Annotated in this window: 21 protein-coding genes; 3 read left to right on the top strand and 18 right to left on the bottom strand. The window is 65.5% G+C overall.

What is annotated here, in order from left to right:
- Nucleotides 1-118: 118 nt before the first annotated feature.
- On the bottom strand, nucleotides 119-796 hold the full coding sequence (locus ACVOLQ_RS11905) for a DUF502 domain-containing protein (RefSeq protein WP_481528138.1): 678 nt from the start codon (nucleotides 794-796) through the stop codon (nucleotides 119-121).
- 78 nt (nucleotides 797-874) lie between these two features.
- Here ACVOLQ_RS11905 and ACVOLQ_RS11900 point away from each other — a divergent pair, with 78 nt between their 5' ends.
- Nucleotides 875-2194, top strand: a complete 1320-nt coding sequence (locus ACVOLQ_RS11900) for a hypothetical protein (RefSeq protein ID WP_481528137.1) — start codon at nucleotides 875-877, stop codon at nucleotides 2192-2194.
- A gap of 27 nt (nucleotides 2195-2221) precedes the next feature.
- Here the strand turns inward: ACVOLQ_RS11900 and ACVOLQ_RS11895 are convergent, their stop codons facing one another.
- The 17 genes from ACVOLQ_RS11895 to ACVOLQ_RS11815 form a co-directional block, all read right to left on the bottom strand.
- Complete coding sequence (locus ACVOLQ_RS11895) at nucleotides 2222-2683, bottom strand: DUF4442 domain-containing protein (RefSeq protein WP_481528136.1); 462 nt, start codon at nucleotides 2681-2683, stop codon at nucleotides 2222-2224.
- 56 nt (nucleotides 2684-2739) lie between these two features.
- Complete coding sequence (locus ACVOLQ_RS11890) at nucleotides 2740-4383, bottom strand: CHASE2 domain-containing protein (protein ID WP_481528135.1); 1644 nt, start codon at nucleotides 4381-4383, stop codon at nucleotides 2740-2742.
- On the bottom strand, nucleotides 4380-6026 hold the full coding sequence (locus ACVOLQ_RS11885; protein ID WP_481528134.1) for a FecR family protein: 1647 nt from the start codon (nucleotides 6024-6026) through the stop codon (nucleotides 4380-4382). The genes ACVOLQ_RS11890 and ACVOLQ_RS11885 overlap by 4 nt, the downstream gene beginning before the upstream one ends.
- 168 nt (nucleotides 6027-6194) lie before the next feature.
- The gene (trxA, locus tag ACVOLQ_RS11880; protein ID WP_313173856.1) at nucleotides 6195-7058 is read right to left on the bottom strand and encodes a thioredoxin; all 864 of its coding nucleotides are present in this window, start codon (nucleotides 7056-7058) and stop codon (nucleotides 6195-6197) included.
- Nucleotides 7059-7501: 443 nt separating this feature from the next.
- Complete coding sequence (locus ACVOLQ_RS11875) at nucleotides 7502-8236, bottom strand: DUF2968 domain-containing protein (protein ID WP_481528133.1); 735 nt, start codon at nucleotides 8234-8236, stop codon at nucleotides 7502-7504.
- Nucleotides 8237-8370: 134 nt separating this feature from the next.
- Complete coding sequence (locus ACVOLQ_RS11870) at nucleotides 8371-10530, bottom strand: TadG family pilus assembly protein (RefSeq protein WP_481528132.1); 2160 nt, start codon at nucleotides 10528-10530, stop codon at nucleotides 8371-8373.
- Between the two features lie 8 nt (nucleotides 10531-10538).
- On the bottom strand, nucleotides 10539-10937 hold the full coding sequence (locus tag ACVOLQ_RS11865; RefSeq protein WP_481528131.1) for a DUF3613 domain-containing protein: 399 nt from the start codon (nucleotides 10935-10937) through the stop codon (nucleotides 10539-10541).
- Complete coding sequence (locus tag ACVOLQ_RS11860) at nucleotides 10934-11770, bottom strand: tetratricopeptide repeat protein (RefSeq protein ID WP_481528130.1); 837 nt, start codon at nucleotides 11768-11770, stop codon at nucleotides 10934-10936. Before ACVOLQ_RS11860 ends, ACVOLQ_RS11865 begins: the two co-directional genes overlap by 4 nt.
- Nucleotides 11770-12702, bottom strand: coding sequence for a type II secretion system F family protein (locus tag ACVOLQ_RS11855; RefSeq protein ID WP_313173851.1), 933 nt, complete (start codon nucleotides 12700-12702; stop codon nucleotides 11770-11772). Before ACVOLQ_RS11855 ends, ACVOLQ_RS11860 begins: the two co-directional genes overlap by 1 nt.
- A gap of 37 nt (nucleotides 12703-12739) precedes the next feature.
- A complete protein-coding gene (locus tag ACVOLQ_RS11850; protein ID WP_481528129.1) occupies nucleotides 12740-13654 on the bottom strand; it encodes a type II secretion system F family protein in 915 nt (304 codons plus the stop codon).
- A complete protein-coding gene (locus ACVOLQ_RS11845) occupies nucleotides 13651-15006 on the bottom strand; it encodes a TadA family conjugal transfer-associated ATPase (RefSeq protein ID WP_481528128.1) in 1356 nt (451 codons plus the stop codon). Before ACVOLQ_RS11845 ends, ACVOLQ_RS11850 begins: the two co-directional genes overlap by 4 nt.
- Before the next feature lie 2 nt (nucleotides 15007-15008).
- Nucleotides 15009-16259 (bottom strand): CpaE/TadZ family protein, encoded by a 1251-nt coding sequence (locus ACVOLQ_RS11840; protein WP_481528127.1) that lies wholly within the window; start codon nucleotides 16257-16259, stop codon nucleotides 15009-15011.
- Between the two features lie 27 nt (nucleotides 16260-16286).
- Nucleotides 16287-17519 (bottom strand): type II and III secretion system protein family protein, encoded by a 1233-nt coding sequence (locus ACVOLQ_RS11835; RefSeq protein WP_313173847.1) that lies wholly within the window; start codon nucleotides 17517-17519, stop codon nucleotides 16287-16289.
- Nucleotides 17520-17614: 95 nt separating this feature from the next.
- On the bottom strand, nucleotides 17615-18682 hold the full coding sequence (gene cpaB, locus ACVOLQ_RS11830; protein WP_481528126.1) for a Flp pilus assembly protein CpaB: 1068 nt from the start codon (nucleotides 18680-18682) through the stop codon (nucleotides 17615-17617).
- A 30-nt stretch (nucleotides 18683-18712) separates the two neighbouring features.
- Nucleotides 18713-19195 carry a pilus assembly protein gene (locus ACVOLQ_RS11825; protein ID WP_313173845.1) on the bottom strand — a complete coding sequence of 161 codons (483 nt, stop codon included), beginning with the start codon at nucleotides 19193-19195 and terminating at the stop codon, nucleotides 18713-18715.
- The gene (locus ACVOLQ_RS11820; protein WP_313173844.1) at nucleotides 19188-19721 is read right to left on the bottom strand and encodes an A24 family peptidase; all 534 of its coding nucleotides are present in this window, start codon (nucleotides 19719-19721) and stop codon (nucleotides 19188-19190) included. The genes ACVOLQ_RS11825 and ACVOLQ_RS11820 overlap by 8 nt, the downstream gene beginning before the upstream one ends.
- Nucleotides 19722-19736: 15 nt before the next feature.
- The gene (locus tag ACVOLQ_RS11815) at nucleotides 19737-19928 is read right to left on the bottom strand and encodes a Flp family type IVb pilin (RefSeq protein ID WP_313173843.1); all 192 of its coding nucleotides are present in this window, start codon (nucleotides 19926-19928) and stop codon (nucleotides 19737-19739) included.
- A 515-nt stretch (nucleotides 19929-20443) separates the two neighbouring features.
- On the opposite strand from ACVOLQ_RS11815, the gene ACVOLQ_RS11810 reads away from it, so the two are divergent.
- Both ACVOLQ_RS11810 and ACVOLQ_RS11805 read left to right on the top strand, forming a co-directional pair.
- Nucleotides 20444-21370 (top strand): helix-turn-helix domain-containing protein, encoded by a 927-nt coding sequence (locus ACVOLQ_RS11810; RefSeq protein WP_481528125.1) that lies wholly within the window; start codon nucleotides 20444-20446, stop codon nucleotides 21368-21370.
- Nucleotides 21371-21578: 208 nt separating this feature from the next.
- Nucleotides 21579-25493: an ESPR-type extended signal peptide-containing protein gene (locus tag ACVOLQ_RS11805; RefSeq protein ID WP_481528124.1), complete on the top strand. Its 3915-nt coding sequence runs from the start codon at nucleotides 21579-21581 to the stop codon at nucleotides 25491-25493.
- Nucleotides 25494-25522: the final 29 nt, after the last annotated feature.

Genomic DNA, 25522 nt, shown 5'->3' with positions numbered 1-25522 from the left:
GAGCTTGCCCGATATCCGCGGTGACGACCAGCCGTGGCGCGGATGAACACGCGCCGGTGATACAGGTCCGGTTATATCCCATGCCTTGCGGGGCCCGCCGCAAGGCACGGGAGAGGGCTCAACGGTCGGCGGAGCGCGTGAATGGCACGCTGTCCGGGGCGACCGCGCCACCGGAAATGATGAAGCTCATGGCCTGGTCCACGGTCCAGTCGGTGGGCGTGAGCAGCTCAACCGGGACGATTTCCAGGTAACCGGAGGTCGGGTTCGGGGTGGTGGGCACATATACCGCAGCCAGTTCGCGGCCGGTGCCCTGTTCCTTGAGGACCCGGGTGACCAGGCCGATCGACTTCATGTCGCGGTGCGGGAAGTCGATCAGCACCACGCGCTGGGTGCTGCCCGGCTTGGTCTGCAGGATGTCGAGCAGCTTCTTGGCACTGTCATAGATGATGCTGGCCAGGGGGATGCGACGGATCACCGCACCGAACCAGCGTAGCAACTGCTGGCCGATGACCCGGCGACTGAGGATGCCGACCAGCAGGATGACCAGCAACGTGGCCAGCAGGGCAGTGATGTCCTGCATCCATTCAACCTTGATCCAGCCCAGGTAGTCCGGGAACGAGGCGGCAATACGTTCGGACAACGGCACGATCAGCGGGCTGCTGATGCCCGAGAGCAGGACGAACACGAATTTGACGACCACCCAGGTCAACCAGATCGGCAGCAGCGTCAGCAGGCCGGTAAGGAAAAGACGATGCAGGGAGGGGCGGGGGGCGGGGGAGACGGCTTCGGGCGACATCTGCGAATTGTAGCGGGATGCAGCTGCCGGTTAAGCTGCCGCGGTTCAGCTGCAACGGAACATCGGGAGAACGCTGTGTTGAAGTTGCTGCGATGGTTCGTGATCGCCGCCCTGCTGGTGCTGGTCACGGCGGTGCTGGTGTGGTCGGTGTCGCGGTGGATGCCACTGCCCAAGGCGCAGCAACAGGCGCTGGAGCTGATGGAGCAGCCGGTGCGGTTGCCGGGCGCCAATGCCTTCGAGATGGTCTGGTTGCTCGACTTCGACGACGTGCCGAACGCCGCCGGGGCTGCCTTGATCGCCGAAGACGGGCGGCGGATTGCCGAGGCTGCGCGGACCCCAGCCGGCGATGCCGGTGGCGAGGATGACGGGGAGCCGACGATAACGCGCGCGGCGCAGGGGCGTTACCCCGAAGTGCCTGACATGGCCGTGGTCTGCAGTTGGCGTGGCGCCGACTGCCTGCCGCAGGTGCGCGCAGCACCACTTGCGTTGGCGCAGGCGCTGCAATCGCAACAGGGCCTGCTGACGCGGATCGCGGCGTTGTCGCGCTACGACCGCTATCAAAGCCCTTTCGTTGCTGACGCCCACGCACCGCTGCCACGCTGGGGCCTGCTGCAGCGGTCAAGTGCCGCGCATGCCTTGGCCCATGTGCAGGGGCATAGCGATGCGGCCTTGGCGGGTATCTGCAATGACGCCCGTGCCGGCAGGATGTTGATGTCGCACAGTGATGGATTGGTGCCGACGGTACTGGGGGCCGGTATGGTCCAGGGCAACGTCCGCCTGTTGGCCGAGGTGCTGGCGGAGCTGCCGCTTGATCACGCCTTGCCCGAGGCCTGCAAGGACGTGTTCACGGCACCGGCGCCGGCCGAGCTGAGCATGTGTACGGCCATGCGGGGTGAGTTCCAGATGGTCAGCAGTGGCGGACCGGATCCACGCCAGCCAATGGCCATGCTGGTATGGGATGCGCGCAAATACCGGGCAACGATGGCCCAGCGCCTGCAGGGGGCGTGCCTGCCGGCGAGCATGCAGGCATTGGCCGCCGATCAGGCGCAGCGTTGGCCGGTATCGCCGCCGCGTTCGCTGTGGCGACTGGAATGTGCGGCCAATGTAATGGGGTGCATCCTGGCCGACATCGCGAGTCCGGCCTATGACGGCTACGCGACACGGCTGCAGGACGCCGGCGCCAGCCTGCGTGCGGCGGAGGCGTTGCTGTGGCTCCGGGCGCACCCGCAAGGCCCGACCGCCGAGAGCCTGGCGGCAATGCCGCTGCGCCTGCGCGGACAGCGGCGACCGCTGCAACTGGACGCGGATGGCCAGCAACTACGGGTTGCCTTGTACGGCGAGCCCCGCATTGATGATTGGCTGGGCCTGCCGTTACCGGCCAGCCGGTTGCCGGACTGAGACGGAAGGAGCAGACGGCCCGGGCAGTCAGCCCGGACTGCGCGCGTCGGGCTTCAGGCGCACATAGACCTGCTTGCGCACCCGCGCGACCACCTCGCCACTGGCATCAAGCACGTCGTTCTGGAACCAGTGCAGGTATTTGTCGCCGTTGGCGGTGGCGGTGCGTACCTCCCCAAGGGTGGCGTCGTCGAGCCGGAACTCGGTCCAGACCACGCCGCGGCCCGGCTTGAGGAAGTCGATGCTGCCGGCCTTGTCCCAGACGAAATAGCGGCTGCCCATGTTCTGCAGCAGGCACAGCATCCAGAACGGATCGGTCATGGCAAACAGGCTGCCGCCGAAATGGGTGCGCACGTAGTTCACGTTCCACGGCCGCTGCCGCAGTTCGACCCGCACGTAGCGGTAGTCGGCGCTGATGTCGGTCACGTGGATGCCGGCGAACAGGAAGGGCGGCCACAGGTTGATGCCGCGGCGGAACAGGCTGGCTTTCATTGTGCGTGCAGACGGACGGGGAACCGGAGTCTAGCATTCGCATGCGTATGGAAAATTCAGTTCGGCCAGGGCGGGGCGATCCGGTAGCCATCGCGGCCGGCCTGCTTGGCCTGGTAGAGGGCGGCATCGGCGGCCTCGAACAGGCGCGCGGGGCCGTCATCCGGACCGGGTAGCACGGTACATACGCCGATGGTGACGGTGGTCCCGGTCTTGCTGTGGTGGGCCTTGTCGACCGGGATGCTGAGCTGGCGCACCTGGTTGATCAGGGTCTGCACCCGTTGCTCGGCACCGGCAGGAGGCGTATCGGGCAGGATCATGGCGAACTCGTCGCCGCCAAAGCGTGCGGCCAGGTCACGCGGCCGCCGCGCCATGTCCTCGATGGTGCGGCCCAGATAACGCAGCAGGCGATCACCGACGTAATGCCCGTGGCTGTCATTGCAACGTTTGAAGTGATCCACGTCGATCAGCAGCAAGGTCAACGGCCGGCCACTGCGGCGCGCGGCATCGGTTTCGCGGCGCAGCGTTTCCTCGAAGCGCATGCGGTTGGCCAGGCCGGTGAGCGGGTCACGGTTGGCCTGGTGGCGCCAGTAGCGCATCTGCCACAGCGTCCAGAACAACAGCATGCCGATGAGGCCGAAGCTCGCCGCTATCGGGGCAAACCACAGGCTGTTGGCATGCAGCAGAGCCAGGCTGAGCAACAGCGGGGCCGGAATGGCAAGCGCGCCGAGCAGCCAGCGTTGGCGGATGCGGGAGGTGATGCCCAGCGCACCCAGTATCACCAGCGCCACGGTGATCGTGGTCTGCAGGAGCGGCGGCAGGGGGCGAATGGCATTGCCTGCCAACAGCATCGCGGCCACGTTGGCCTGGTACTCGCTCCCGCTCATCCAGTTGTCGCGCGAGGTCGGGGTGAGCAGGCGCGGGGCGATGCCGCTGGCGGTCATGCCGACGATGACCAAACGGTCCTTCAACAGGTCAGGGGATATGCGGCCTTCCAACACATCGATGTAGGACATCTGCGGAAAGCTGCCGGGCGGTCCGGCATAGCGCAGCCTTACATAGTGGTCGCGATGCCATTGATACGGGGAGCTGGCGCGCGGGCTGTCATCGGCCATGCCAGGCAGTGGGTCGTTGATGCCGGCCAGCGCTGCGCCCAGTGCCGCCCAATGCGGTGATCCGATGCCGGCCTTGAGGTAAGCCCCGCGCGCAACCCCATCGCCATCGACTTCGATGTCGGTATGCGCCAGCGCGGCGGCTGCCTGGGCGATGGCCGGCACCGGCAGCAGTTCCTCGGGAACGGCCTCGTCGCTGGCCGGTGCGGCCAACACCGGTAGCACCACCCGGCCATTGCGGGCGATGGCCGCAGCCAAGGCAGCGTCCTGGCCGGGGTCCTTGCGGTCGGCTTCAGGCAGCATCAGGTCCAGCGCGACGCGCGCCACGCCGGCCTGATGCAGGCGATCCAGCAGCGCCGCGTGCGTGCTGCGTGGCCAAGGCCATTGCCCCAGCTGCTGCAGGCTGCGGTCATCGATGGCGATGATCGCCAGCCGCGGATCGGGCGGGTAGCCCCAGTCACCGACCAGCAGGTCATAGCTGGCTACGTCCTGCTGCCAGAACACCCGCGCATGGCTGAGCCATCCGACCAGCAGGGAGCAGCCGAGCACGAACAACAGGCGGACCCGCCAACGTGGACGCAGTGGCCTCATAAGGCGAGCAGCAGCAAGACACCTGCGCCGACCCCATAGCAGAGCCGGCAGCGCAGCTGGATCTGCTGTGGCGCCGAGAACGCGCCGGCATAGCCATCCTCCTCGATGGCCTGCACACGGACGTGCAGGGTGCCGCCGCGCCAAGGCTGCTTGAATGCGACTTCCGGTGTATCCACGTGCTCATCCAGCAGCAGTCGGGAGAAGTCTGCCTGGCGCGAGACCTGTACGCGATAGCGTTCGGCGGCAGCGTCGGCTGGCCAGCGCAGGGTAAGTCGGCCCTTGCTGTCCTTTGCCGAATCCAGTGGCGTGGTCGCGGGCGCATCGCTGAGCTGCAACGGCAGCGCCTGGCCATAGCGGCCCGGCGCGCTGTCACCGTCGATCGAGGCCAGCCGCCAGAAATAGCTGCCAGCCGGTAAGGGGCTACCAATGCGCAGGTGCTGGGTGCTGGTCTGCTGTTCGAGCAGGGGGTTGCGGAAGTCGGCGTTGTCGGCGATCTGCAGGACGGTGCCGGTGGCGCCGGCAACCTTGGCCCATTGGAAGCGTGGCTGCAGCTGATGCACGGTCTGCCCGTGCAACGGGGCAATCGTCAATGGCGGGGGCAGGCCGTCGGGCACGGAAAAATCGCGTGCGGCGTCCAGCCCTTCAACCTCGTCGGCGTCGATCGCCCTTATCAGCAGGCGCAGCTGACCCGGAGGCAGGTTGTCGATCCGGATCTGCGGCGTGCTCACTTCGCGGGCGAACAGCAGAATGTCCGGTGTTACCGCGGGTACGACTTCCACCCGGTAGCCTCGTGCCGCATCCATTGGCTGCCAGGCCGCCAGCAACGGCAGGGACTGCAGGCGCAGTTGTGCCTCCATCAGCTGCGGCGGTGGCAGCAGCGGGCGTGCCGCTGCGGGCGCTGTGCCGAGTGCCGGGATCAGCGTCGCATGGCCGGCGTTGATCAGTCGCTTGCCGGCCCGGTTGCCCACCTGGACACGGCCTTCGACGACTTCGGTGGTCGCTGCACTGTCTTCGTCACCGGCATTCACCCGGAACAGGGTGCCGCGCACACTGCTGGTCGCGGTGGGTGCAGTGATGATGTAACGCGATGCCGGCCCGCGCGCCGGTGTCACCTGGTTGCTGCTGCGCCCGCGCTGCAGCCGCATGCGGGTGTCGACCATGCCGGTGGCACCGTAGCTGCTGAGCTGGTCCAACTGCAGCAGCGAGTTCTCGCGCAGTTGCAGGCGTGAATCATCGGCAAAGCTGAGGGTGACGCTGGCGTCGTCTCCGGTCTGCAGCTGGCTGCCGATAGGCAACAGCATGTCGGCCTGCAAGGGGCGGGTACCGTTGACCGGGTCGCTGACCTGGACCGGGCCGCGCAATGCAACCACCCGTGCCGGAGCCGGTTGCACGCGCAGCCAGGCGATGGGGAAACGCAGGGTCAGGCCGGGCGCGAGCCGGTAAGGGTCGCTGATCCGGTTATGCGCCTGCAGTTGCTGCCATGGCACGTTGGCTTTCAGGTAGCGCGCACCCAGATCCCACAAGGTGTCGCCGGGGCGGGCGCGATAGGTCCAATCCTGGGCACTGGCAAGCGTTGCCCAACACAGCAGCAATCCAGCCACTAGCAGCCGCATCAGGGAGGAGCGAACATCGATGTTTCTCACGGCCACTTTGGCTCCAAAAACGCGTGTCCGTTACGCTGGCATCGTGCTGGTTGCGGCTTCATCGTTTGGTGATCCGGGCTGCCGTGGCAAGGGCCACGGCGCGATCATCCACGATGGGCTGTCAATTTTCGTGCAATTGACACGCAAATTGAACTGTCTGGCGTTAAGTTAAAACAGTAGCGAAGACATCTTGCGGCGGTAGCGGCCCACCAGGTCCTCGTCTTCGATGACGCGGAACGCATCGATCAGTGCCTTCTTCGGCAGGCTGTCGCGGAAGCTGCGGTCGATGCGCAGCATCTCGATGAACTGTTCCAATGCGGCTTCATCGGCACCGGCGAGCAGATGATGGATGCCGAGCAGGTAGCGTGCTTCCAGATCATTGCCGTCGGCCTGCAGGCGGGCCGCCAGCGCCTCGCTGGCAGGTGCGTCCTGCAGGGCGGCGGCGAAATCCAGACGGGCGCGTGCGCGGATGGCACGGTCGTCAGTCGCGAGGTTGGCCGGCAGGCCGTCAAGCAGTGCACCGGCTTCACTGGTGGCGCCGGTCTTGAGCAGGGCCAAGGCCAGATCCAGCTTGAGCTCGGCCTTGTCCGGCTCGGCAGCGATGGCCTCGCGCAAGGCGGCAACTTCGGCGGCCGGGTCCAACGGCAATGCCTGGGCTTCGTCCTCGATGGCAGCGTCCGCCTCGGCAGGGCTGACGCCGTGCTGGGTCAGGAATTCGCGGAGCTGACCCTCAGGCATCGCGCCGGGGAAGCCATCAACGATCTGCCCGTCCTTTATCAGGAAGACAGTGGGTACGGAGCGGATCTGGAAGGCCGCAGCGATTTGCTGCTCCTTGTCCACATCGACCTTGGCCAGCTCGAAGGCGCCGTTGTACTCGCCTGCCAGCTTCTCCAGGATCGGGCCCAGGCTCTTGCACGGCCCGCACCAGGTCGCCCAGAAATCGACCAACACCGGGGTCTGCATGGATTTCTGCAGGACTTCGGCTTCGAAGGTTTCGGTGGTGGCCTCGAATACGTGGGGAAGATCGCTCATGGCTGGCTACGTTGCTGTCAGGAACTTCCTTTATGGCGACGGCCGGGCGGGTTCTCAAGTTCTGTGGGGGCTGGCAGGGCAAATAGCAGGCGCGGGCGGCAGGGCGTCAGGTACTGGATTTCACCGACAGTGCCCGTAGTGCCGAGCCATGCTCGGCAGGGGTTTTACCGGGCCATCCCTTGCGGCGCACAGCTCCGCACTTTGCGTTGCTCCCTCCCTTTCGCGCAGCGAAGGGGAGGGTTGGGGAGGGGTATGCTCTTCGCGGGCTGATGCCGTGGTGGCTTCGCAGCTTATGGCCCGAGGCCCGCCTGCACTGCTCCTGCGGGTGATCCGGGGCTGATGCGTTGCTGGGCAAGCCCTTGCCGAGCATGGCTCGGCAGTACAAAAACGCCGCCTTTCCCGAAGGAAGGCGGCGTTCGCGTTTTTGCGCTGAAGCCAGGACCTCAGGGGTTGCTGGCTGGTTCCTGGGGCGTGTGGATCACCGGGGTGGCCGCGGTCACCGGGGCAACGGTGGGCGTGGCTGGCAGGGTCAACTCAGGATTGACCTGCTGCGCCTGCAAGGCCTTGATCTGCTGGTTCAGGGCTTCCAACTGGGTATTGGTGGCGCGCAGGTCCGAGCTCAATGCCACCGCCTGTTGCTTGCGCTCCTGCAAGGCGTTGCTGACCTGCAGCGACTGCTGGCGCTGTTGTTCCACTTCCTGCTGCAACCCGCGCAGGCGGCGCTCGTTCATGGCCACCAGCTTCTCACTATAGGCCTTGCCGGCCTGCAGGCGGATGGTGTCCAGATAGACCTGCGCCAATTGCTTGGTCTGGTCGGCGAAGGTGAGGTAAAGCGTTTCGGCGTTTTCCACCGACTCGGTGCGGATCACCCGCCAGAACTCCTTCTCGTGGAACAGCGCCACGTAGTAGTTCAGGGAGTCTGCATGGAACAGCAGGCTGGCACCGTAATTGCCGTTATAGGTGGTACGCAGCTCGGTAAGCTCCTGGTTGCCCATCAGCCGTTTCAGCTCGGCGACGGTATTGCCGACCGCGCTGTCCTCGCTGTTGGCGGGGGCAGCCGGTACCTCGGCCTCGCCACGTTGCCAACGCCCGGCCATCGCGGCAGGTGCCGCCAGCAGGCCGACTACAAGCAGCAGTGCACACGCAAGCCGGCTCGGAAGCATCTCGATCCTTGTCATAAGTCCTCGTAACTCCCCCGAACTGCGATGGCTATCGCAATTCATGAATGCACACTGTATGCGGCTGAGCATAGCATGCGCTCCGGCGCTGGAAAGCCCCGTGGCGTGGGCGTCTGCACGGTTTCGGAAGGAACTCATTCGACCAGTTGGCTGCGGCCGCACTGGATGGATTGCATATGTACGTCGGTGCGACCCAGCTGCAGGCCAAGCACTTCCGAAAGTACGTCCCTGAGCAGCTTGCCAACCCCGTCCAGCAAGGGGCGCAGGAAGCCATCAACCACGGGCTTGAGCAGCAGGCACAGCCCACTGCTGCAACTGCCCGTACCCGTGGTCGGGTTGTAGCCGCCGGCACCACTGAGTCCGCCGGGCTTGGTCTGCAGGTATTTGACCAAGGCTTCGCGCACGCAGTCGTTGTAACGCAGCAGTCCATTGATCAGGCCATCGCAGGCGGTCAGGCCCAAGGCATCCAGCAGGCCTCCGACCAGACTGATGTCGCTGATCCCGGTCTCGCGCTTGAAACCCTCCCAGACGCTGCCCGGTACCTTGGCGGGCATGCAGACCAGCACGACGTATTTGCAACCGGGGATATCGGTGGTCCAGTCGCCGAGTGCCGGCAGGTTGACCTGGCTGGCCGCGTTCTGCTGGCCGTTCTGCAAGGCCTGCACGACCTTGGCGGGATTGTAGAGGCCGTTGACCTTGGTGGCCTCCAGATACTGGGTGGCCAACTGCTTGGCGACGTCATTGTTGTCGCCTTGCGAGGCGAACAATGCGCCCAGGGTGTCCAGCAGCTCCTTGAGCAGATCGTCGACCAGCTTGCCTATCTTCAGGTCATTGGGCTTGACCGTGCCGGTCTCACTGGCGCTCAGTCGCAACGACTCACGTTGCGACAAGGCTTCCAGCGTGACCTTCTTGTTGAGTACGTCGCGGCCGAGCAGGCTGACCAGGGTCTCACTGCCCAGGCCGGTTCGGCACAACTCGCGGGTGGAGTCCCAGGGAGTGGTTGCCTTGCCGATGCACACATTGGCGATGGCGCTGGTGACATCGACGGTGGCCGTTGCCGGTTGGCTGGCGCAATCGATGGCGGTGAGCCGGCCGAAACCGTCGATCACATCGATATAGGTGGGCAAGCGGATGCGTGTGCCCAGCCAGGTCAGGATCGGACCCAGCGCGGGGATCCGCTCGGAGTCGATATCCAGAAACAGCCGGACCTGGCTGTTGTAGGCGGTGGTGCCAACCGGGCCGATGCCGATCGAGGCCGGTTCGACGATGCTGGCCTTCGCGCTGAGGCCCAGCAGATCCAGCTGCTGCACCGCGAGAGCGTGCTTCGCGTTGGCAATGGAGATGCTGGTGCCCAGTAGATCCAGCGCATTGAGGTCCACATCCAGTGCGCCATTGGCGGCGTCGCTGGCGCCGGCTATCTGCGCGAATAGGCCGCTGCTGGTGGCGTTGGAGCCCAGTTGCAGCAGCAAACCGCTGATGCCCTTGTCGAGCAGTTTCTGCTGCAGCAGGCGCAGATCAACCGCGGTCAGTCCCTGTTGGCTGGCCAGGCTGGCCATCACCTCCAGCAGCCTGCCAACCGACACTTTGTTGGCCGCCAGCAGAGTGTTCAATTCACCAACATTGAGGTCCGTGGCGACCGGGATGCCCAATGCCTGCAGCAATCCGCGCGGGGTGATCTTGACGTTGGCCAGGCCCTGGTAACTGGCGATCTGGGTCTGGGTAAGGTCGACCCCGACCAGGCGCAGTACTCCCTGCAAGGGTGCATTGCTGTTGGTGTTGAGCAGGCGCGAACCGACGCTGAAGGCCGCTTGCGGTGAGATGCGCTTGGCCACCGCGGTGGCACTGACGCGGGGCAGTGAAGTGAACTGCCCCAGCAGCGGTATCGCCTGCCGCGAGGCGGTGACCTGCACGGCGTTCAAAGGACGGCTGCTGGCGACCGCTACAAAGCGCGCGCCGGGCGCCAGTTCGGCCCCCCAATAGCCGCAGTTGATCGCCAGCTGGCCGGAGAACTGGTTGTCGGTCACCGCGTTGCTGCGCGCTGCCAGGTTGTCCTTGTAATCGGTAGTGCACAGCTCAAGCCGCTGCGCGCCCGCCAGTGCTGCCAGGTCGGCGGTCTTCTGTACATCGCGTTTGCTCCAGTACAGATAGCCGACCTCGACCAGCCCGAGGATCACCACCAGGCCGAGCAGCAACAACATCATCGGCAGGCCGGCGCCCCCACGCTGCCGCGCGCTGTGGCGGGGATCGCTTGGCGCGCGTGCGGGCGGGGGCGAAGACAGGCGCGGGCTGTACATGGTTGGCCTCAGCGGCTACTGCCGCCTTGCTTGGGATCGGGGAGTGCGGCTTCGAAGTACTCGGGGATGGGATGGCTGAAACTGTCGAGATAACGCTGGTAGCTGCGGCTGGCGGCTTCACCAAGCATCGGCAGGGCATTGCCGGGACGACCGCTGTCGGCCTGCAGCTGCAGCAGGCTGCGGGTGGTGTCACCTACCTGCGAACGGGGCAGGTAGGTGCGTTGGCGCGTGGCGGCGGCGCGGGTATCCGCGACGGTGTTCGGCGCGTCCGTTGCAGTAGCGGAAGTAGTGGCCGGATCTGGATCCGCCATGCGTTCGATCAACGGCGCATGCTGTGCCTGCGCCGATGCACAGATGCCGAGCATGCCCAGCAGCCATGCGCAGGGGAGGCGAACAGTTCGGTTCATGGCGTTGCCTCCTGCGAAGTGGTCGTCGTGGGGTTGAAACGATCGAGCATCGAGCCCGGCGGACGGGGCCGCTGCGTGCTGCTGCCAGGTGGTTGCACGGCCAGGGCAGTGGCGTTGTTGACTGCATTGGCATTGCTGGCTGCGGCGGCCTGTCTCAAGGTGTGTGCCAGGCGGTAGATTTCGCTTCGTGCCGACTGCGGCAGGTCGGCGCGCTGGATCATGCTCTCGGCCGTCGCCGGCTGCCCTGACAGCATTGCCCACAGGGCGAGGTTGGAGATGGCGCGGATGTTTTCCGGTGCGAGCTCCGCCGCTTTTGCCAGCGGTGCACGCGCCTGTTCGAACTGGCCAGCCTGCAGCAGTGCGAAGCCAAGATCGCCCAGGTAGGCGATGTTGAGTGGATCGGCACGCACGGCGCTTTCCAGTGCAAGGCGCGCGCCATCGTGGTCACGCGCGTCGGCCGCGATCAGGCCAAGCCCATGCCAGGCCGGCGCGGCCTGGGCGCCTTTGGTCAGGCCACGATAGATGTTGCCGGCCGTGTTGCGATCGCCGGTTTCGCGCAGTGCGTTGGCCTGCAGGATGCGCAGTTCCGGACTGTCGCCGAAGCGTTGCCGGAAGGCATCGATATGCGCCAGCGAGGCGTAGTAGGCGCCTTGCTGTTGCATCTGCCTGAGCAGCCCCAGGTACATGCCGCGGTCATCCTGGGGAGCCTCCACCAGGGCCGGTTCCACGGGAGCTTGCCGATAGGCGGCATGCTTGCCTCCGCAACCGGCCAGCAGCGCAGGAAACAGCACAATCAGCAGCACCGTCTTGGCTTTCGACGCACCGATCTTCATCACATCCCCTTGATCGCGGCGGCCAGCGAGATGATCGCCGGCCCGGCCAGTACCAACATCAACGCCGGCAGCAAGGTGACCATCATCACCACGGTCATCTTCACCGAAAGCTTGCCGACCTTCTCCTTCATCTTCATGCGGCGCTGCTCGCGCAGGCGCATGCCGAACTGCTTGAGCGGTTCCTGCACCGCGCCGCCATGCTGATGCACCTGCAATATCATCTGTATCAGGCTGCGCAGGTCGTCGTTGTCGAACGACTCGGACAGGCGCCGCAGCGATTGCGCGCGACTGCGGCCGCGGCTGTAGCCGGCATTGGCCAGCTGCAGTTCGCGGCCCAGCACGGGGATGGCGATATGCAGTTTCTCGGCGACCATCTGCAGGCTCTGGTCGATGCTGAAGCCCACGCCCTGCAGCAGCCGCAGCAGGTCGATCAGCAAGGGCAGTTCTTCATCCACTTTCCTGCGCAGGCGCGCGGCCCAGCTGCGCAGCAGCAGTTTCGGCAACAGGATGCCCAGGGCAAAGCCGACCAGCAGGACGATCAGGGTATCGCCGCCGTGCGGCTGCAGCACCAGCACGGCGATGAAGGGCATTAGCACGGCAAGCAACAGCCGGGTGGCGAGAAAGGCGGCAGTGCCGGTGTTGTGGTTCCAGCCCACCTGTTCCAGCAGCAGTCTGTCCTCCGGCGCCAACAAGGCTTTCTGCAAGCGGCTGCCATCGAAGTGCTGGCCAATGGCGGCAAGATCGGCCAGGCGCTGCCGCCACCAGCCGATCTTCGGCGCATTGTGCGGTTCCACATGCTGGGCAGTGTCCAGCGCGCTCTGCAAGGCCGCACCGGCCTGCTGGCTGCGCCGCCCGCGATAGAGCAGGCCTGCCGCCGCCAATACCAGGGCCAGCACGACCAGCATCATGGCGATGGTCAACAGCAGATTCATGCTTCGCTCCTGCGAAGGGGGGAGAAACTGCGCGCTGTCATAGCGATTTGGCCAGCCGGTACAGCAGGAAACCGCCAAACAGCTCCAGCAGCACTGCGATCAGCAGGATCTTCTTGCCGAGTGGCTCATGGAACATGGGCTGGAAGAAATCCGGGCTCATCAGTGCCATCGACAGTGCTGCGCCTACCGGTAGCAGGGCCAATACCCAGGCCGACATCCGGGTCTCGGAGGTGGTGGCCTGCAGTTCGCGCTGAACTTCCTCCAGGTCGCGCATGAAATCACTCATGCGTTGCAGGATCTGGTCGCTGCGGCCACCGATGCGGATGCTGGTACCGAGGATCACTGCCAGCATTTCCAGCGGACGCAGCCGATAGGCCTGCGCGGCGTGCTGCAGGGCGCGGTCCAGGTCCATGCCCGCGCGGGTATAGGTCAGCGCGTTGTCGAGGATGGGGCGCAACGGTGGATCGACGTTCTGGGTAGCGCTCTGGAATGCCATCGACAGGCTGTTGCCGATGCCGGCCATGCGCACCATGTTCTCCAGGAAGTCCGGCATCTGCGCGACCAGCCGTTGCTGGATCTTGTCGATGCGCCGGTACAGCCATAGCGCCACGCCCAGCAGGTAGAGCGCCAGCACAAAGACCCCGAACCAGGCGCTGCCCAGGCGCAGGCCGGCCGCGATGGGAAGGCCGATGGCGGGCAAGGCGAGCATCAGCAGCGTGCGCGGTGTGTCCGTCAGGCCGGCACGACGCAGCAGCTCGGCCCAGCGCTTGCTGGCGGGGCGGGTGTTGCGCGCTTCTTCGGCCGCACGCTGTGGGCCGGGCTGCGACAGCCGGGTGTCGGCGTGGCTGGCGGCGGCGCGCTGCTGCACGCGGGTGGCAAGCCCCCACCACAGGCCCATGGCGACCGCCACCAGCCCAAGCGCGACACTCCCCAGCAGCAGCGGCACCATCATGAAGAGAAGCTCCCCATGTTGGCCTCGCGCAGTTCCTGCCGGAACGGCTCGAGCTTGTGGCAGTGCGGATGGAAGCCCAGCCCTGTCCAACGATCACGTTCGCGGTTGTCGTGGTCAACCCATGCCTCGTGCTTGAACAGCTCCTGGCTGGTGATGACGTTGTCGCTGACGCCGGTGATCTCGGTGATGGAAACGATCACCCGGCGGCCACTGCCCAGTCGCGAAATCTGCACGATGAAATCGATGGCGCTGGCGATCTGCCGACGCAGGCTGTCCTCGCTGCCCTGGAATCCGGCAAAGCCGGCCAGCATTTCCAGCCGGTACAGGCAGTCGCGCGCGTTGTTGGCGTGCACGGTAGCCATCGAGCCATCGTGACCGGTGTTCATCGCCTGCAGCATTTCCAGCACTTCGGCGCCACGGACCTCGCCAACCACGATGCGGTCCGGACGCATGCGCAGGCTGTTGCGCACCAGGTCGCGGATGCTGACCGCGCCGCTGCCATCAAAGCCGCCCATGCGTGACTCCAGGCGCACGACATGCGGGTGGTTCAGGGCGAGCTCGGCGGTGTCCTCCACGGTGACGACCCGCTCGTTGTGCGGGATGAAGGTTGCCAGTGCATTGAGCAGTGATGTCTTGCCGGAGCTGGTACCGCCGGAGATCAGGATGTTGCAGCGCCCTCGCACCATCGCGTTGAGCAATGCGTACATGGGTTTGTCGAACGCGCCACGGCCGAGCAGTTCGTCCGGGGTGAACGGGTCCTTGCGGAACTTGCGTATCGATACCATCGGCCCGTCGACGGCCAACGGCGAGATGATGGCGTTGAGGCGGCCGCCATTGGGCAGGCGCGCGTCGACCATCGGATTGGAGTCATCCAGGCGCCGGCCGAGCGGGGCGATGATACGGCGCAGGATGCGCAGCAGGTGGCGGTCATCGCTGAAGCGCTGGGTCGAACGACGCAGCATGCCGCCGGCGGAGACATGCACGTCCTTGTAGCCGTTGATCAGGATGTCCTCGATCTCCGGATCATGCAGCAGGTCATCGAGCGGCCCGAAGCCGGTCAGCTCCTTGTGCAGGGCGCTGGCAACGGCTTCCATTTCCTGTGCGTTGACGGGGATCTTCCATTCCTTGACGAAGGCGGCGGTCTGCGTGCGCACGTACTTGCCGATGGTTTCCGGCGACCAGGAATCGATATCGACGCGCTGGTCCTCGACATGGTTGAGCAGGTACTCATGGGCGGCGGACAGCACGCTCTGGAACTGTTCGGTCTGCTCGAACGGCACGCTCGGTGCCGCTTCCACCGAGAGTGCCGCGGCGGCGATGCGGGGGGACAAGGGGGTGACTTTGTCTTCCATTGTTATCTACCCAGCAGATTGGCGAGACGCGCCAGCGGTGAGGCCGGTGCGGTGGTCGGAGACGGGGCGAGACGACGCCGGTCCAGCCGCTGCAGGAGTGACTGCAGGGCCTTGAGATAGGGATCGCGCGGGGCCGCATCGGTCAACAGGCGGCCCAGTCCTGCGTTGGAGCGCAGCACCCGCGAGCGGTCCGGGAGCGTGGCCAGCAGCGGCAGGTTGAAGCGCTGCGCGATCTGGGTATCGGCCAGGCCGCCGTTGGGATCGAAGCGGTTGACGATCAGTTGCAGGCGTTCGTCGCGCAGGCCACGGCTTTCCAGCTCGCGCATGGTCTGGTCGAGGGAGACCAGTGAACCGATGGCCTGGTCGGTGACCAGCCAAACCTCGGAGGCGCTTTTGAGCAGTGTGGTGGGTAACAGCTGTACCGGCAGGCCGCCAACATCGCACAGGCTCAGCGGGAAAACGCTGCGCAGGCGGTCCAGCAACGTGATCGGCTCGTGCTTCTTCAGCAAGCTGCCGCTGGCGATGCCGAGCAGCGCCATGCCGCTGGGGTGATGTGCAAAGGCCGTGCCAGCGAAGGTGCGATCCATCCGTTCGACGTTGCGCAGTGCTTCCTCATAGCTGAAGTGGCTTTCCATGCCCAGGTACAGCGCGGCATCGGCAGCGGGTTGGCCCAGGTCGATCAGCAGCAGCCAACCCTGCAGACCGGCAGCATCGGGCGACACCGGGTTCTGTTCGGCCAGACTCACTCCCAGATGGGTTGCCAGGGTGCTGGTGCCCACGCCGGGGCGCACGCCCAACAACACGATCAGGCGGCCGTCCGGGCGCAGTTCCGGCGTGGTTGCCACGCGCGCGGGGGTGGGGACGGCTGCGACGCGTTCAAATACCTCCAGCATCTGCGCGGTGCTGTTGTCGATGTCGATGAAGTCGCAGACGCCGGCACGCATCGCCGCCAGCAGGTGTGCGGCCTGTTCCGGACCGGTAGTGCCCAGGCCGATCAGCGCCGGGCAAGCGGGCAATGCATGCAGTTGCCGAGCCAGATCGGTGGAATAGGCAGCGTTGCCGCCGCAGTAGTCGAGCAGCACGAAGGCCGACGCCGCAGCGGCCTCCAGCAGTTGCCGCGGCGCGGTTTCGCGACTGTCGACCCAGCGCAGGTTGGCCTGCCCCGCCAGTGCCGCCCCCAGTCGCGCCATATGGCGGTTATCCGGTGCGTACAGCAGCAGATTCAGCTCGGCATGGCGTTGGGTCTGGGGCAATGGCATCACCGGGGGCATGGGAATACGTCAGCGTGAGAAACCGGGGAGTTGGTCGGGGCTGGCCGGATGCAGCAGCCATGCGCCCCAGACCGGAAGGCGCGGTTGTGCTTCGCGTTGGCCGGGAAGGGGAATGTCGGTGCCACGCGCCAGCGGCTTGACCAGGCGCGGGGTGACGACGATCACCAGCTCCTTGTCTTCGCGCTTGTAGCTGAGATTGCGGAAGAACGAGCCAAGCACCGGAATGTCGCCCAGCAGCGGGATCTTGTTGACGTTGGAGGACAGCTGGCTGCTGACCAGTCCACCGATGACGAAGCTCTCGCCATCGCCCAATTCCACCGTGGTGTCGGCACGGCGGGTGGAGATGGCCGGGATCTGGGTGCCATCCAGGGTGATGCCGCGGGTGTAATCCAGGTCACTGGCTTCCGGCGCCACCTTCAATGCGATGCGGTCGGCGGACAGCACCGTGGGGGTAACGGTCAAACCAATGCCAAACGGCTTGAAGCTGACGGTGGTGGTGCCCAGTCCCTGCGGTTCCAGGATGGGCAGCTCGCCACCGGCCAGAAAGCTCGCGCTTTGCCCGGACAGCGCCACCAGGGTCGGTTCGGCCAGTACCCGTGCCATGCCGTTGGCCTGCAGCAGGTCGATATTGGCCTCCCAGGCGCCAGGGACGGATTTGGCGATCAACTTGAAGGCCGACGAAAGCGCACCACCATCGCCGCCGCTGCTGGGGGAGGTCATGCCGTAGCTGAAGCCGCCATTGATGTTCTTGAAGTTGATGCCAACCTGACGCAACACGCTTTTGTTGAACTCCACCACCTTCACCTCGACCTGCACCACGCCGCTGCTGGCAATGGTCGCGACGTCGCTGATCACCCCCTTCTCGCCAATGGCGGAGGCGGCGGCCTTGCGACGGGCTTCATGCTCCAGCAGGGAGCTTGCGCTGCCCGACAGCAGGGCCTGGCCATCCTGCACGGTGAGCAGGTTGCCGTTGTCAGTCAGCAGGCCACCTTGCACCGCGTTGCGCACTTCAACGCGGATACGCGATGGCGCAGCCTGCTTCTGCAGCCACAGCAGCAAGGTGGTGCTGCCTGCGGACTTGCCAACCAGCAACGCTTCGCTGTTGCGACCGATACGGGTGATATCGGCGATCGAAGGATCGGCGATGGCGATGCGCTCCACGCCCGCTGGTAGGGTCCAGGGACGCTGTTCGTTGAGTTCGAGAACGACGCTGCTGCTGGTCTGCGCCTGGGCGAGCGGCATCAGCGGCGGCAGGCTGCCGCTCGCCGCAACAAGTGCCAGGGCGAGAAGGACCGATGCAGTGCGGGAAGAACGCTGGTGCAAGATTGTGCCCCCGGTCATGGCGAAGACAGACGGTTGGATGGGGTCGTGCCACGGATGATCTCGATACCCTGGCGTGCGGCCGGACGTGGCGAACGCCGCCGTTGCGGTGCTGTGGTGGCGGCATTTGCGTTGGTCGCCGGCGTCGAGCGGCTGCCGTCGCCTGCCAGCGCACTCAGGTCGATGCCGGCATAGGCACGGTTCTCCGGCCGCGCGGCAGCCTCCGCCGCGGCATCGTCCAGATTGCCGCGCAAGGCCAGCACCGGCGGCGGCGCGGCAAAGATGGTTTCGTCGGCCAGGCCCGTGTCGCCGGGGTTGCGCAGCGCCAGGAACAATTTGCCACTGTGTGCGGCCAGCAACAGGCGCCCGGCATCCTGCACCGGGACGGCGAGGATCGCACTGCGTGCCTGTGCGCCATCGGCATTGTTCGCACCGCTGCTGCGGCTGTCGCGGGCGGCGATGGTTTCGGCGCGGCTGCCGGGCTCCGGTGGCAGCTCGCCGACATCATTGTTCCGTGCGTCGTCGGAGGCCGCCCGTTGGCCTACATCGGCGTTGCCGTAGCCGAGCACCTGCAGGCGTGAGAGCAGCAGCCGCGCCTGGGTATTGGAGCGACCGCTGGCTGCTGCCGATGGGTCCTGCAGGCTCATGAAGACATCGACGTAGTCACCGGGCGTGACGCGATTGCTGACCCCGGCAAGCTCGTCGACAGGCACCGCCACCGCGCGTTCGCCTGGCTTGATGCCGATTGCAATGCCCTGCAGCAGGTGCTCGCTGGTGATCATTGCACCGGCAGCGATGTTTCTTGCCGGCGTGCGTCCTTCCACTTCGCCGATCACCGTGTAGCCGTTTGCAGGCGGCAACGCCATTTCGGCGATGGTGAGATCACCGGCGGCAATTGGCTGGCCGGCCGGCAGCTCCTTGCCGGCGACCACCATCAGGCGTTTGGGCGGTTGGCGTAGCGTCGCTGTGTCGTGCGCGCTGTCGGCCGCTGCTGGCGCCCGGCGGCCCAATCCAAAGGCAAGCACCATCAGCAGTGCGGCGATGGCCAACAACAGGATTGCAGCTATGCGTATTGCCTTTGGCATCTTGAAGCTCCTCCCCCTTGGAGTCCGCGTTCAGCGGTCGCCTAGATCCAGTTGAACAACGGCGGTACTGCTCAGTGACTTGCCCATGGTCCACCCCATCAACGTGCCAGTGCCGGGCATGAAGGGGTGGGCATCATGGTCGTACGAGGTGGTCACCTTGATGCACTTGACAGTGCTATCGGCGGCACAGGCATAAGGTTGAGATACCGCAATCGGTGCAGCACTGGCCGTGCCACAGCTGGCCGCGGTCCTGGAGTAGTTCAACAACCACTGCATCGAACGTGCGGCTGCCTGGCAGGCATTGTTGCGTCGTTCGGCAGTAGTGCCATAACGCAGCGACGCACGGGCACCTTCTCCGGCAGCCAAGGCCAGTGACTGTTGGGCGGCGAAGATCATCACGCCGGTGAAGGTGATGAACAGCAACGGCAGCACGCCGAACATCATCATCATCGCGAACTCGATGGTCACGACCCCGCGCGTACGCCGGCGGCCTGGTGCTTTCCGCCTAGACATGGGCACCTCCGCTTGCCACGAGCGCAATCATTGCCAGCCCCAGATAGGCCGCATAGGGAATACCCTGGCGGCCGCGACGTGCCGAGCGCAGATCCATCCGCCAGTCCGTTACCCGTCCGGAACCCTGCAGCGACAGCACCATCCGTTGCAGCGGGAGCGGGGCGTAACCGGCGGCCAGCGGCCAGCAGATGGCAACCAGCGCATGCAGGCCGGCCGCCAGGCTGGCGATGATCCAGATCGGCAGCAAGGCAGTGCTGCCCAGCAGCAAGCCGATCACCGAGAACAGCTTCACATCGCCTGCGCCCATCCAGCCGACGGCGTAGAAGGGCAGCAATGTGGCCAAGCCGATGACCCCGCCGAGCAGGCAGTCGGCCAGCGACGGGGGGCTGCCAAACTGCAGCAGCTGCATCGCCGCCACCCCTGCAAGCACCGCCAGCAGCGTCCGGTTGGACACGCGACGGGCCAGCAGGTCGCTGATCGCGACCTGGGCACCAAGCAGCAGCGCCGTCAGGTAGGTGAGGGTCATGGTGGCCGCCGCAGCTCAGGCTGGCGTGCTACCGGTGCCGCCGCCAACCAGTTCGGTCAGCTTGTCGAGGACGGTCTGGAATACGGTTCTCAGGCCATCGCGTGCGAAGAAGATGATCAGGCCGGCCACCACCGCAGCCAACAGCCCGTACTCCAGTGCAGTGACACCGTCTTCTTCCCGGAAAAACCTGCGCAGCTGTGCGTTCATGATGTTCTCCCTGATGACCCGGTGTCGGTAGTGCACCGACAGATAGCCGGGCGATGGGCATTGCTGCCCGATTGAGGTCATTGGGATACGCGTGACACCGGCAAGAGTGTGCCGACGGTTGCACGGTGTGCCGGATGACGCAGGCGGCTTTCCTACCGTTGCTTCCGTTGTCCCCTGTCGGCATGCCGCGCATGCCCGGAAACATCATTGCAATCAGCCCCGTAGGCGGATGCGCATATTCGGCAAGAATCAATTGTTTTTCATATATGTGATGGACTTGGCGAATCGGCCATGGCGGAGCCGGCGTGAAGATCGTTTTTTTTTGTCAGTATCCAAGCGCAGGACGTATTTGAACGCACCTGCACGTGTGATTCCGTAATGCGGGTTTCAGGCTGTGCGGCAGGGGATTGCAGGTTTTGCTCATTGACCTGCAACGGATGGTCGGGCTTCTGAAGCGCGTCCTGGCCAGGATGCGCAAAGGCGTTCACATGGATGCGGTAGTCGGCGGAAACGGTTTGCGATCATTTGATCTGGCGTCGCTGAGCGGCACGCTTCGGGTGTGCCACGTTGAATTGGTGTTGCTTGACGATCAGCCGCCGACGGCCTCGATCACCTCCTTCGTCCACGACCAGGCCTTGCTCTGCACCTTCGAGATCGGTGCGCGCACGCGTGGCCGTTTCATGTTGCCGCTGGATTGGTGCCTGTTGGGTTGCCTGCAGGCGGTGGATCCGGACAGCAGCTGGTGCCATGGCGTCCCGTTGGTGTCGGGCAATATCGTGTCGGTGATGCCCGAGGGCGTCACCGAATTCGCGCTGGGTGCCGGTAGCCGGGTGACGTTTGTGCTGGTTCCGCTCAAGCGTTTCCAGGAGCGCGCGGCCGCACAGCGGCTCGGCAGTCCGCTGGAAGAAGCCGCCGGCGTTCCCTTGTTGAGCAATCGCCCGCATGTGCCGCTGCAAACCTATTACCAGGGCCTGCACGAACGCATACGGCAAGGCGAGGTGGGCAGTGAAGAGATCGATGCCATGCTCGATGCGCACGTCAAGGAAGTGGTCACCAACGGGCCGCCGGAGCGCGCCGGCTGCAATCGCAGCCGCCGTGCGCGCTATCTGATCTTCCGCCGTGCTGAGGACATGATGTACGCCAATCTGCGCCGTCATATCTACATGCATGAGCTGTGCGATGCGGCGGGCGTGAGCGAGCGCGCCCTGCGCTATGCGTTCGAGGAACTGGTGGGTATTTCGCCGGTGCGCTATCTGTCGATGCTGCGTCTATGCGAAGCCTGCCGCAACCTGTCCAGCGCGGATGCCGGGCGCAAGTCGGTCAAGTCGATCGCACTGAGCTGCGGTCTGTGGGATCTATCGCGCTTCGCCGACAACTACCGCAAGGTCTTCGGTGAATTGCCGAGCGAGACCCTGATGCGCGGCACTTATTCGCCCGCCTGAGCTGTGCGTTGGCCAGCTGCGTGACGTCCATCACTCAATAATCGCCGTTGCCGAATACGTGCATGTGCGTGCCGACAACGGGCATCGCTTTGCCAAATCGTCCTATGGATGTGCCGGATGCGCGCAAACCGACGCGCGTGCAAGCGGTGTACTGGCCTCACGAACCAAGACCCCTCCGCGCCCGGACGGGTCGAACCGGAGGCTCCACATGAACCGCATCTACCGATTGGTCTGGAACCGTGCACTCAATGCATTCGTTGTCGGTTCCGAATTGGCCAGCGTGCAAGGCAAGCGCTCGGGCCCGTCGAAGTTGTCGCCGTCCGTATCCTGGAGCCTGGCGGGCGTGGGCAGCGCCATTGCGCTGGCGATGGCGGGCCCCGCTGCGGCAACCGACGCCAAGCTCGCCGACCTGCAGGACCTGGTCGCCAAGTACAGCGCTACCGATGCCCAGCAGATTGTGGCCACCACCTTGCCAGCGACCAGCGCGGGCGCTGCGCTTGGCACCTCGGTCACGCTGCCGGCGGTGTTGCGGGTGGATGCATCGGCTGTGGTCGCAATCAAGCCGCAGGCCGCACCCGCAGCGATACGCGCCCAGCTTGGCGTGCGCGCCGCGTTGCCGCGCGCACATGCACAGGGGGCGGCAGGTGATCCGGCAGCGGCGCTGGCCGTGGTCGGCGACGCCGCCCTTGCGGTGAAACCGTTGACGGCAGCAGCCAACACCACGATCACGGCGACGGTCGGGCCGTTGACTGGAACCGGTGCAGGCTTGCGGGGCATCGCAGCGGTATTGCTGCCGGGCAAGGAGGACGGCGGAAACCCACTGCACGGGACGCTGGTTTCGACGACGGGCGCGGTCAAGGAGTTGACCGGCGAGGTGCTGGGTGGCCAGCCGGTGGCGGCAATCCAGACACTGGGTGCACATGCAGGCGCAACGGTGACGCCGCTTGTCGAGCACCTGGGTGGCGGTGTCGGCCATGTGGTCGACGGGTTGCTGCCAGGCCACGCGCCGGGCGGGAATCCACTGCAGGGGACGCTGGTTTCGACGGCGGGCGCGGTCAAGGAGCTGACCGGTGAAGTGCTGGGCGGCCAGCCGGTGGCGGCGGTGGAGACGCTCGCATCACATGCAGGTACGACCGTGGGCGCGCTGACCCAGCATCTGGGAGGTAGCGTCGCAGGCGTGGGCGGCGTGTTGGTGCCGGGTGCGGAGCAGGGTGGAAATCCCGTGCGTGAAACCGTGACCGGCACGCTGGGTGCGGTCGACGCGTTGGCTGGCGGTGCTGTCAAGGGAACCGGCCTGGGCGCAGTGGTGAATGGCTTGGTCAATGGCATCGCGCCGGCAGTGAACGGTGTCGGTGGCCTGCTGGGGGCGGTGGTTGGCGGAGTGACCGGTTCCAGTACGCTCGCTGCAGGCATCGTTGGCACGGTTGGCAGCTTGACCGGCGGACTCAAGGACACCACCGGCGCACTCGCAGAGGGCAACGTAGGCGGCTCCGTGCAGCATCTGCTGGGAACGGTCGACAACACGGCCTCCACCTTGCTGGGTGCCACCGGCAACACGCTGGGCGGCATCACCGGTTCCGCTTCCGGTGTGACAGGCGTGACCGGTGCGCTCAGCGGCGTGATAGGCGGCGTGACCGGGGGATTGTCGAATGTGGTGGGCGGGCTCACCGGCAGCCCGGCCATACCCAGTGCGGTGCCTGCAGCGCCCGGCCCGTCGGGAATGATCGTCGGCAACGGAGGGTTGGTAGGCTCGGTCAACCAGCTGGTGGAATCGCCACTGACCTCCTTGCTGGGTGGCAACGGCTACATGCAGAGCGGCAGCCTGAAGGTCAACAACACCAATGTGATGCAGACCTATTCGGAGGTGCAACTGGCGGGCGTGCCGGTGGTCAATCTGACGCCGGTCGGTGATCTGCTGGACGGCCTGGGTAGCCTGACCACCGGCGGCAACTCGCACCTGACGCTGATCGGCGGTGTCACCTCCGACAGCTACATCACCAACATCAACAACGGCGATCCCGGTGGCTTGCTTGGTTTGGTGCTGCCTGGTGGCGCGCCCGCCTGGGCGTCGAATTGCGTGAACGTGCTGAATGTCGTCACGGCCAAGTGCTGGGCAGTGCCGGCAGCGCAGGATTATCAGGTGCTGATTGGCGATGGTGCGTTCGCCAACGGCTCCAAGGAAGTAGTCATCGGCAGCAACGCCGAACACCGGCTGGCAACGCAGACGGCGGATCAGGTGTTCATCGATGACGCCGGTGGCAAGACCGGCGTACCCACCGCCGACTACGATGCGCGGCTGGGGCATTCGGTGGTGGTCGGTGACAGTGCCAAGGGCACTGCCCATGCGCAGACCCTGCTCGGTGCGGGTGCAACGTCGGACAAGGCCAACAGTGTGGCGCTGGGCTTCAAGTCCAATGCCGCGCGTGGTGGCCAGGACAACTACGCTGCTTTTGGCTTGACCGCCGCGCAGACCTCCATTGGTGAAGTCGCCGTGGGCTCGAGCGGGCGCGAACGGCAGATCACCCATGTTGCCGCCGGCAGCCAGGACACCGATGCGGTGAACGTCAAGCAGCTGCGTGGCGCGCTGGACCAGATCGATGATCTGGGGTTGGCGGCGGTGGTCTATGACGAGGACGTCAACGGTGTCGTCAATTACAGCAAGGTGACGCTTGGCAGTGGTCAGGCGGTCAGCGGCACGGTGTTGGCCAATCTGGCCGCCGGTGCGGTCGCCGCGGGCAGCATGGAGGCGGTCAACGGTGGGCAGTTGTTCGGCCTGGGCGCTTCGATGGCGACCTATCTGGGCGGCGGTGCGACCTTCAATGGTGGCGTGCTCGGTGCGCCGAGCTACCAGATCAACAGCATCAGCGTGCTGGGCGTGGCTGCGTTGCAGCCCTACGCAAACATCGGCAGTGCTTTCAGCTCCATCAGTGATTCGCTGCTCAACCTGAGCAACCTGTTGCCGCGGAGTGTCCCGGGTGGAAGTGACCCCTTGGCGGTGAAGTACATTGCGGACGGCGCTGGCAATCCGACCAACGCAGTGCGTTTGACCGGCGATGGCAGCGGCGCGGCGGTTGCCTTGGGCAACGTGGCTGCCGGCAGCGTCACCAGTGGCAGCCTGGACGCGATCAATGGCGGTCAGCTGGCCGCCACCAACGACGCAGTGGCTTCCACCATCGGTGGCACCATGCAGTACAACAGCAGCACCGGCCAGTGGAGCGCGGCCAGCTTCAACATCACCTCGATCAACAGCGGCGGCACCGCTACCCAGCAGACGTTCGGCAATGTCACCGATGCCTTTGCGGCAATGGACAGCTCCATCGTCAACGTCAACAAGCGTATCGACAACATCCAGAACGGCGGTGCGGGCAACGCCTACTTCGCGGTCAACTCGACCAAGGCGGCTGCCTCGGCCACCGGTCAGGACAGCGTGGCCGCCGGCCCGCAGGCCACTGCCAGCGGCAACCAGGCGGTGGCCATAGGCGACGGCGCCAACGCGTCGGCAGCTGGCAGCGTGGCGCTGGGTGCAGGGTCGGTGGCCAATCGCAGCAACACCGTGTCGGTGGGTGCCGCAGGTGCGGAGCGGCAGATCACCAATGTGGGTGACGGCAGCGAAGCGACGGACGCGGTGAACCTGCGCCAGTTGCAGGCCTCGCAGCAGGGCACGGTGCGCTACGACCAGAACACCGATGGCAGTACCAACTACAGCAGCGTGACGATGGGGCGGCCAGGTACCAGCACCGTCATCCACAACGTGGGTACCGGTGTGGCGCCTACCGACGCGGTCAATGTCGCGCAGCTCAACAAGGGCATGGGGGAGGTCATGGACTGGTCGAAGAACTACACCGATCAACGTTTCAATGATGTCAGTCGCGACATGAAGCGCATCGATGACCGGGCGTCTGCAGGCGTCGCTTCGGCGATGGCGATGGCAGGCCTGCCGCAACCTACCGAAGCTGGCCGGCGCATGGCATCGATGGCGGCCAGCACCTTCCACGGCGAGTCGAGCATGGCCGTGGGCGTGTCGGGTGTCAGTGATGGTGGTCGCTGGATCTACAAGCTCAGTGGCTCGGCCAATACCCGCGGCGATGGCGGGGTGACCGTGGGCGCCGGCTTCCAGTGGTAGGCGGCGCCGTCCGCAGGTAGACACTCCTG

This window comes from Stenotrophomonas sp. STEN031 (assembly GCF_056759975.1).
This window is presented reverse-complemented; position numbering and strand designations above follow the sequence as displayed.